7 protein-coding genes are annotated in these 7590 nt (G+C 69.6%); 4 read left to right on the plus strand and 3 right to left on the minus strand.

Going from position 1 to position 7590, the window contains the following annotated elements; genetic code table 11:
* Positions 1 to 436: 436 nt before the first annotated feature.
* The gene (locus FXO23_RS37250; protein WP_218952266.1) at positions 437 to 1156 is read right to left on the minus strand and encodes a carbon-nitrogen hydrolase family protein; all 720 of its coding nucleotides are present in this window, start codon (positions 1154 to 1156) and stop codon (positions 437 to 439) included.
* A gap of 166 nt (positions 1157 to 1322) precedes the next feature.
* On the opposite strand from FXO23_RS37250, the gene FXO23_RS37255 reads away from it, so the two are divergent.
* From FXO23_RS37255 to FXO23_RS37265, 3 genes are all read left to right on the plus strand, one after another.
* A complete protein-coding gene (locus FXO23_RS37255; protein ID WP_218952267.1) occupies positions 1323 to 3422 on the plus strand; it encodes a DUF6351 family protein in 2100 nt (699 codons plus the stop codon).
* Between the two features lie 217 nt (positions 3423 to 3639).
* A complete protein-coding gene (locus FXO23_RS37260) occupies positions 3640 to 4242 on the plus strand; it encodes a DUF6801 domain-containing protein (protein WP_158891146.1) in 603 nt (200 codons plus the stop codon).
* A 316-nt stretch (positions 4243 to 4558) separates the two neighbouring features.
* Positions 4559 to 4729, plus strand: coding sequence for a hypothetical protein (locus FXO23_RS37265; RefSeq protein ID WP_158891148.1), 171 nt, complete (start codon positions 4559 to 4561; stop codon positions 4727 to 4729).
* Positions 4730 to 5039: 310 nt separating this feature from the next.
* Here the strand turns inward: FXO23_RS37265 and FXO23_RS51910 are convergent, their stop codons facing one another.
* Positions 5040 to 5231, minus strand: coding sequence for a PH domain-containing protein (locus FXO23_RS51910; RefSeq protein WP_246258250.1), 192 nt, complete (start codon positions 5229 to 5231; stop codon positions 5040 to 5042).
* A 12-nt stretch (positions 5232 to 5243) separates the two neighbouring features.
* Positions 5244 to 5624 (minus strand): hypothetical protein, encoded by a 381-nt coding sequence (locus FXO23_RS51915; protein ID WP_246258251.1) that lies wholly within the window; start codon positions 5622 to 5624, stop codon positions 5244 to 5246.
* Between FXO23_RS51915 and FXO23_RS37270 the strand changes: the two genes are divergently transcribed.
* Complete coding sequence (locus tag FXO23_RS37270) at positions 5613 to 7433, plus strand: CHAT domain-containing protein (RefSeq protein WP_246258252.1); 1821 nt, start codon at positions 5613 to 5615, stop codon at positions 7431 to 7433. The genes FXO23_RS51915 and FXO23_RS37270 overlap by 12 nt on opposite strands.
* Positions 7434 to 7590: the final 157 nt, after the last annotated feature.

Below are 7590 nucleotides of genomic sequence, written 5' to 3' on the forward strand. Positions count from 1 at the left end.
TAACCTTAGCGTACGGTTCCGGGGTGAGCCCCGGGCTTTCTTTGCGATTCCGGGTGCCGGTTGTGTGGCGGTTTCGCGCCGCCGATCCGCTGCGGCTGGGGCAAGTCCCCGAACGAGCGGCTGATGAGTCGCCCGTGCGGCCGCACGGGCGGGTGCTTGCCGGATTGATCGAAGTCTTCGAATGCGAAATCGGTGCAGCCCTGCCGACGACCGTCGTGTCGAGTGTTGCGCAACCGGGGCCCCGGGTCTTGACCAGGGGAGAAATCGGGAATTCCCTCGAATGCCGGGTGCGCTATCAGAGACTGGATTACTCGACGTAGCGAAAAATCATGCCCACGCCGCTCCGCCGGATGGCCTCGCTGAGCTGGCGATTGTCAATCGTGGCATTGCCGAGTCGCGAAGTGACAAGTGCGCCAAAGGTTCTCGGTCCCCGCGATCAGGCGAGCACGGCCCGCGTTAGGGCACCGGTTTCCGGCCCGGCCTGCGCGACCACGATTCCGTCCGGTCCCCAGATGCCCGAACAACCGGCGGTCCGGGTGTAGCCGCCACCGGTCGGCCCGGCGAAACTGGCCACCGCGACCCAGACGGAATGCTCGGTGGCGATCCGCCGGGCGCGTTCGCCCAGCACGGCCGCGTCCTCGGCGTGCTCCGCGACGGCGGCGACGTAGGCGTCGATGCCGAGGGCCGCGGTGTCGGCGGCGTGCCGCGCGACGCCGGTGTCCTTGCAGACGGCCAGTCCGAGCCGCCAGCCGTCGACCTCGAGGACGGCCGGTTCGCCGCCCGGGGCGAACCGTTCGGGTTCCGCGCCGCCCAGCCACATCTTGTGGTATGCCACCGTGGCGCCGGTGCCGTCGACGGCCAGCAGGGACAGGTGCGGTCGGCCCGCCGCACCCCGCGCCGGGGCGCCGGCGAGCGCGACGGCGCCCGCCTCGGCGCAGGCCTCGACCATCGGCGAAAGGCGCGGATCGTCGGCGGCGATCGCCGGGGTGTCCAGTTCGTATCCGGTCAGGGAGAGTTCGGGGAAGACCACCACCCGCGCGTCCGCGGCGCGGATCGCCGCCGCGTGCGTCACGGCGTTCGCCGCGACGTCGTGCGACACGCACGGCGGCTGGGCCACGGCGATGGCCAGCGGATCGCGCATCCCTCGAGTGATCACCGACCGATGATCTCAGGCCCGCGCGCGGTGGCCAGCCGGTGCCGCGCGGTCTCCCGAATTGTGCGGTCACACACCTGCGTTCGGGTGGTCGGTGCCGTCGCACATCGACGCCGGTCGGCTGGTGCGCCAGGATGATTTGCCGGGCGCCAGACCAACGGAGGTCACGATGCGACGTCTCGTCACCGCGATCCTCGCCGCCGCGACGGCGCTCGGCCTGGCGGTTCCGGCCGCGGCCTCCGCGGCACCGGCCGAGGTCCGGATCCAGGTGCTGTCCAACCGCGCGGATCTCGTGTCCGGTGGCGACGCGCTGGTCGAGGTCTCGGTTTCCGGGCCGGAACGGCCGCGGATCGACGTGGACGGCCGCGACGTCACCGGCCGGTTCGCGCCCGAACCCGGTGGCCGGTTCGTCGGCCTGGTCGACGGGTTGAAGAACGGCGCCAACGTGCTGTCCGCCCGGATCCCCGGCCGGGGCGCCCGGCTGACCATCACCAACCATCCGATCGGCGGCCCGGTGTTCGCCGGACCGCAGGTGCGGCCCTGGGCGTGCGGCACCGTGGCGGCCGGGCTCGGCGAACCGGTCGACGCGCAGTGCAACGCCCCGTCCGTGCGTTCCTACGTCTACCGGAACGCGGTGACCGGCACGTTTCTCCCGTACGATCCGGCGCATCCGCCCCTGCCCGCGCTGGTCGCGAAGACCACCACCGACCAGGGCCGGACCGTGCCGTATGTCGTGCGGGTGGAGAAGGGCACGATGGACCGCGGCATCTACCAGCTGGCCGTCCTGGACGAACCCGGCGGCGAGGACCTGCCCCCGGCGTGGAACCACAAGCTGAGCGTCCGGTTCGAAGGCGGCGCGGGCGCCCACCACTCGCAGGACGCCCCGCCGGACGTGCTCGACCACGTCGCGCTGTCGCGGGGATTCCTGGTGGCCACCTCGGGGTTGCTGGTGCACGCGTCGAACGAGAACCAGGTGGTCTCCGCCGAGGCGCTGATGATGCTCAAGGAGCGCATCGTCGAGCGGTACGGCCGGATCCGGTACACCATCGGCAACGGCTGTTCCGGCGGTTCCATCCAGCAGCAGCTGATCGCCGGGATGTACCCCGGGCTGCTCGACGGGATCCAGCCCACGTGCAGCTATCCCGATCTGTGGACCACGGGCACCGAGGTCGCCGACTGCCACCTGCTGCTCAACTACTTCAACCACACCGCGCCCCTGCAGTGGCTCGACCCGGTGCGGCGCGCGGCCGTCGACGGGCACCAGAGCGTGCTCAACTGCGGCGCCTGGGAAGCCGCGTTCGGCGGGCTCGTCGATCCGGCCGCGGCGGCGAACTGCAACCTGCCCGCGGACCAGGTCTACCACCCCCGGACCAATCCCGGTGGTGTGCGCTGCGCCGTGCAGGACTACCAGAAGGCGGTCTGGGGACCCCGGCCGCAGGACGGTTTCGCCAAGCGGCCGCTGGACAACGTCGGTGTCCAATATGGACTGAACGCGCTGAACCGCGGGGTGATCACGCCGGAGCAGTTCACCGATCTCAACGCCCGCGTCGGCGGCACGGGCATCGACTGGAACCTCCAGCCCGGCCGCATCGAGGCCGATCCGGGCGCGGCCGAGATCGCCCACCGCACCGGGCAGATCACCGACGCCCGGCAACTCGCCACCGTCCCGATCATCGACCTCCGCCCGTACATCGAGCTCGAGATCCACACGTCGTTCCACAGTTACCAGATGCGGGCCAAACTGGATCGGGACAACGGCGGCCACGCCAACCAGGTCATCTGGACCTTCCCGGTCACCGATCTGGCCCTGCCGTTCCCGAACGGTGTCCTGGAGAAGTCCTTCGTGCTCCTGGACCAGTGGCTCGCCGGAATCGAGCGGGATTCCGGCAGCGCCCCGCTGGCCGCCAAGGTGATCCGGAACAAGCCGGGGACGGCCGTGGACACCTGCTGGATCCTCGGCGCGCGGGTGACCGACCCCGCGCGGTGCGCCGCGGCGTACCCGCACTACGGCGATTCGCGGATCGCGGCCGGGTCGCCCCTGGCCGACGATATTGTCAAATGTCAGCTCAAACCGCTGACTCCGACCGATTACCGGGTGTCGTTCACCGAACAGCAATGGGCACGACTCGAGCTGGCATTTCCCGGTGGCGTGTGCGACTGGACGAAACCGGGCGTCGGCCAGCGGGCCTCGACGCCGTGGACCACGTTCGCGAACGGGCCCGGCGGGCGGCCCCTCGGCCCGCCGCCGGTGTCCACACCGGAGCGTTGACGGCAGAATTCCTTGGTGTGAAGCCAAAGTGTCCGGCGTGAGCACGTCTTCGGCAATTCGATTCTGCCGGGTGTGATAAATCCTTTCCGCTCGCGATGAAAATTGGGTGAACGCCTTGTTGGCCGCCCGTTTCGCCCACTAGCGTCCCTGCCGGTGGATCCGGGGCCCTGGTTTTGCCATCAGTTGTTTCGTTCATTCACCGGAGAAAGGACTGGGAATGACAGCGACAAAGGCAAAGCGTGCCAACCGCCGGTTGTTCAGGGCCGGAATCGTCACCGCGGTCGCGATGGCTGCCACGGGTGTGCTGGGCGCCGGTACCGCGGGCGCCGCGGACAAGGCGTTGACCTGGAAGGGTGGCTTCCCGGTCATCGGCGACCAGAGCGTGAAGTCGGTCATCCACGTGGACATCCCGGCGAAGGTGTCGAGCGGTCAGGCGGTTTCGGTGCCGTTCAGCATCGACGTGGACGCCGGTGCCGGTGCCGGTGACGGCCTGCGCCTGGTCGGCGCCAAGAAACTGGCTGGAACGATCAAGTCCTCGGTGACGCTCACCGCGTCGAACGGGCAGAGCGTCCCGCTGAAGATCGAACTGCCGATCCCGGACACCGAGGTGCCGAAGGAGGGGCCGCTGACCTTCGCCGCGAAGGGTTCGGTCGACTTCAAGGTCCCGGCCGGGGTGCCCGCGGGACCGGCGAAGACCGCCGTCGACGCGAAGGCCACCTCGCACATCGTCACGGACAGCCTGCTGGGCGAGTTCGACGTCAACCTGGTGCTCGACCCGCCGGACCAGGACACCGTCCTCGGGACGACCGAGGTCGGCTGATTCGTCGCGGTTCGGGGGCGCTCTCCAGGGGGCGCCCCCGAAACGTGTGCCCGAAAGGGCGGGATTCGGGAACTAGAAGATTCCTTGACGGGGGCATAACGGCAGGTCGACGCGTGTGATGGGTGGTCGCCGCGCACTCTTTGGTGACCGTGTGTGTGAAAACCCGCCCCGCGAATTGCTCCGTTGTGTCAGTATTAGGCCGTTCGCGGGGGAAGGGGACCCGTCGAACGGGGGACTCCGGGCTACCAGGTCGCATGTTTCGGCAGCCCATGTCACCTAGTTGGACTAATGAAGATCAACAGGGGAGGAGATCGACATGACCACCACCGAGACCGGTCAGGTCGTCGAGGAGCAGCCCGTCCCGGCGGGGCCTCCGGTTCCGAAGGTCAACCCGGAGATCGAGATCGTGGGGGAGGAGCCGCAGGACGGCGACAACCAAGGTGTGGGCACCGAGTGCTCGGGAGGCTGCGCTCACAAGACCCCGTGAGCCGCTTCCAATAAGCGTGATCGCCCGCCTGCCGAACTTTCCGGTGGGCGGGCACATTTTTGGCTACGGTCTGTGCTGTCATAGGAGAGTGCCTGTGACACAGCCGAGCGCCGCCAGAGCTATACGTGACGCGCGGGAACTCCACCGTGCGGGCGTAGCCGCGAACTGTTCCGCGCGCCAACGCGAAGGGGTTCGCTTGTTGCAGCGTGGCATGAGACTGCTTGACTCGATCGATCCAGTGAGTCCCGAAGATCGGCCTGACTGGCTGGTCGTCCGCATCAGAATCGCGTGCACGCTGGCGACTGTGTCTTCAGAGACCAGCGGTGATGCGGCCGCTGGCCTCGCGAGCTTGGACGATGTGCGAAAACTCGTTCAGGCAGTGGCTGATCCTGTCGTGCAGGCGGACCTGAGTGGAGCGGTCGACCACAATTCCGGCCTTCTGCTCATGGGCATGGGACGCAATGAGGAAAGCGTCTCGTATTTCGACGCGTCGGTCGAACACCAGGAGTTCTGCCTAGCCCGTGCCGTGGATCCCGCTTCGATGATTGGGCTTTACATCGACACCCTGGCGACGCGAGGGCTCGCGAACACCCGACTGGGTAAGGTGCGCCGGGCGAGAGAAGACCTGACCAAAGCAGTCGATCTCGCCGAGAAGTACAAGCTGAAGACCGATGCCGCTGACGTCAGACGGCCGCTCGGAAATCTGGAACTCAGGGTCGGAGATGTTCCGGCGGCCCTCCGTCGCTATCAGGAAAGTGAACGGATCTATCGCTCGATCGAGGTCGACGTTCCCGCGTTGCTCCGGCTCGATGAGGCGCGTGCGTTGCTGACGGCTGGACTGGCCGACGAGGCAGGCGTGCACCTCGACGAGGTCTTGCCAGTCATGCGAGAACAACGCAGCATCAGCCGGGACCTCGCCGATGTGGAACTGTTCCGGGCCGCTTCGGCGCTTATGACCGATGAACTCGATCTCGCGCGGGAGTTGGCGGAGTCGGCGGGGCGGCGGATGCGGCAGTGGGGCTGCGCGACTTGTGTCGCCAACGCCGCCATTATCGGGCTGAGGGCGGACGCCCAGGACGCGCTGGCCTCGGGCGAGGTGCCCAGCGGGCTGCCCGGCCGTGCGATGCGGGTCGCGAAGTCGATGGCGGCGCCGCGGCTCGCGGATCAGGCGAATGTGGCGCGGATGCTGGCCGTCCGGTTGGAGATCCGGCGTGGCAACCTCAAGAAAGCGGAAAGGCTGCTGGCCGAGGTGGCCAGGCCCGGGCAGCTCACGCCGATCGACCAGCGGATGCTCCGCCGCCTCTGCCGGGCCGAACTGGCCGCGGCGCAAGGGAATCGCGGCAAGGCGCTCACCGAGATCCGGACCGGGGTGGCCGAGCTGGACCAGGTCCGGGATCGCATGGGCGGGCTGGAACTGGTGTCCGGTACGGCGCTGCACGGCCGCGAGCTCGCCGACCTCGCGATCCGCCTCGTGCTCGGGGACGCGAATCCGCGGCGGCTGTTCGACTGGCTGGAGCGCACCCGCGCGCAGACCTACCGGTACGAGCCGGTCGCCGAGGCCGACGATCCGGTGCTCGCGGAGCGGGTCGCCGAGGTACGCAGCCTCACCCAGTCGATTCACCAGGCGGTGCACGACGGGCATCCGACCGCGGCGTTGCGGGCCCGGCGGGCGGAGCGGCTGCGCGAGGCGCACCGGCTGGGCTGGCACGCCGGGCGCTGGGGGCGGCCACGGCCGGTGGCGGGACTGAACGAGGTGGCCGAGCAACTGGGGAACCGGGCGCTGGTGAGCTTCGCGGTGTCCGAGGACGATCTGGTCGCGGTCGTGGTGGTGGACGGCCGGGCCCGGACGCTCCGGCTCGGGTCGGCGACGCGGGCGGTGGAAAGCGCCCGGATGCTCAACGTGGACCTCAACGCGCTGGCTCCCGATCACCTGCCGGCGCCGCTCGCCAAGGTGATCCTGGACTCGGCGAACCGGCAGGCCGACCTGCTGGACGCCCAGCTCGCGCGGCCCCTGGTCGAAGTGGTGGGCGATCGGGACCTGGTGGTGGTGCCGACCGGTGGCCTGTACGCCGTGCCGTGGGGGGTGCTGCCGAGCCTGCACTTCCGGCCCACCGTGGTCGCGCCGTCGGCGACGGCCTGGCTCGCCGCGGAGCGAGCCGAATCCGGGCGGGCGCGCAAGGTGGTGCTCGTGCGGGGCCCGAACCTCACGGCCGCGCGCGCGGAAATCGACAAGCTGGCCGCGCACTACGGAACGGCCAAGCTGATGTCCGGACCGCGGGCCGCGGTCAAATCGGTGCTGCGGGCGCTGGACGGGGCGAAACTCGCGCACATCGCCGCGCACGGCGCGCACGAACCGGAGAACGCCCTGTTCTCGCGGCTGGAATTGGACGACGGCGCGCTGTACGCGCACGAAATGGCGGCGCTGCGGCGCCCGCCGCGCCAGGTGGTGCTGGCGGCGTGCGAGCTGGCGCTCAACCGGATCCGGCCGGGGGACGAGGCGCTGGGGTTCGCCAGCGCCCTGCTGGCCAGCGGGTCCCAGACGGTGATCGCGCCGCTGAGCAAGGTCGGTGACCAGGCGTCGGCGGCGGCGATGGACGACTACCACCGCGCGCTGGCCGGTGGCGCGAGCCCGGCGGTCGCCCTGGCCGACGCGGTCGCCGTGGATCCGATGCGCCGCCCGTTCGTGTGCCTGGGCGCCGGGTGACGTTCGCGGGCTCGGCTGTCGCGAGTCCCCCGTTTCGGACGTGCGAGTTCCCCGTTTCGGTAGGCGGGTCAGGGCAGTGCGAACATCTGGCGTGCGTTGCGGCCGCCGAGTTCCGGGTCGGCGTAGGGGTAGTCCACGGAGAACATGATGTGGTCCG

It is taken from the genome of Amycolatopsis anabasis (genome assembly GCF_009765355.1).
GTDB classification, from domain to species: Bacteria; Actinomycetota; Actinomycetes; order Mycobacteriales; family Pseudonocardiaceae; genus Amycolatopsis; species Amycolatopsis anabasis.